1 protein-coding gene is annotated in these 1,178 nt (G+C 64.6%); it reads right to left on the reverse strand.

What is annotated here, in order from left to right; all coding sequences use genetic code 11:
* Positions 1 to 181: 181 nt before the first annotated feature.
* Positions 182 to 1,178, reverse strand: a 997-nt coding sequence (locus Q7U29_RS03775) for an alanine--glyoxylate aminotransferase family protein (RefSeq protein ID WP_304738607.1), incomplete at its 5' end; no start/stop codon positions are given.

The following is a 1,178-nucleotide window of genomic DNA, read 5'->3' on the forward strand; positions in this document are numbered from 1 at the left end:
CGGGCGGTTGAAGGTCAGGTGGGCAATGCCGTCCTGGACGGAATAGATCAGGTCTTCGGTGGCTGCTACCGGGGCGTTCATCGCACGCTCTTTCTGTTGTTGGAACTGCGTTCTGCCACATCGGCAGCAAAGCCGAAGCGCGCCCGACGCTCGGGCGCGCTTCGGAAGCTCTTCATTTCATTCAGGCGACCGCGGTCTTGGATTTCGACATTGGCACCACGTCGCGTCCCTTCAGGACTTCCATGGCGGCGAGCACGCCACCGCCGCGATGCGGCACCTTGGCGAGGTCGAGACCCATCTCGACGCCCGCCAGCGTGCCCATCAGCATCAGATCGTTGAAATGTCCGAGATGGCCGATCCGGAACGCCTTGCCCTTGAGCTTGCCGAGGCCGGTGCCCAGCGACATGTCGAAGTTTTCCAGCACCACCTTGCGGAAGGCGTCGGCGTCATGGCCGTCCGGGACCATGACCGCAGTCAGCGCCGGCGAATAGCTGTGCGGGTCGAGGCAGACCAGATCCAGACCCCATGCCTTGACCGCGGCGCGGGTGGCCGCGCCGTGACGCAGGTGGCGGACCCACACGTTGTCGAGCCCCTCCTCCTCCAGCATCGCGATCGCTTCCTTCAGCGCGAACAGAAGGTTGGTTGCCGGGGTGTAGGGGAAGGTGCCGAGCTTGTTGATCGCGATCATCTCGTGCCAGTCCCAGTAGGACCGCAGCGACGCGTTCGCCTTCGAGGCGGCCAGCGCCTTTTCCGAGACCGCGTTGAAGCTGAGGCCCGGCGGCAGCATCATGCCCTTCTGCGAGCCGGCTACGGAGATATCGATGCCCCAGGCATCGTGCTCGTATTCCAGCGAGGCAAGGCCCGAGATGGTATCGACCATCAGCAGCGCCGGATGGTTGGTGCGATTGAGGGCCTTGCGGACCTCGAGCGGATGGGTGACGCAGCTGGTCGAGGTCTCGTTGTGCACTACACAGACGGCCTTGACCTTGTGCTCGCGGTCGGCGGCCAGCCTGGCCTCGATCTGCTCGACGTCGGCGCCGTGCCGCCAGTCGGTGGGCAGGAATTCCACATCGAGCTTGAATTTCTCGGCAATGCCGCGCCACAGCACCGCGAACTGGCCGGTCTCGGCCATCAGCACCTTGTCGCCGGGCGACAGCGTATTGACGATCGCCGCTTCC

The organism is Bradyrhizobium sp. (assembly GCF_030654605.1).
Classification (GTDB): Bacteria; Pseudomonadota; Alphaproteobacteria; order Rhizobiales; family Xanthobacteraceae; genus Bradyrhizobium.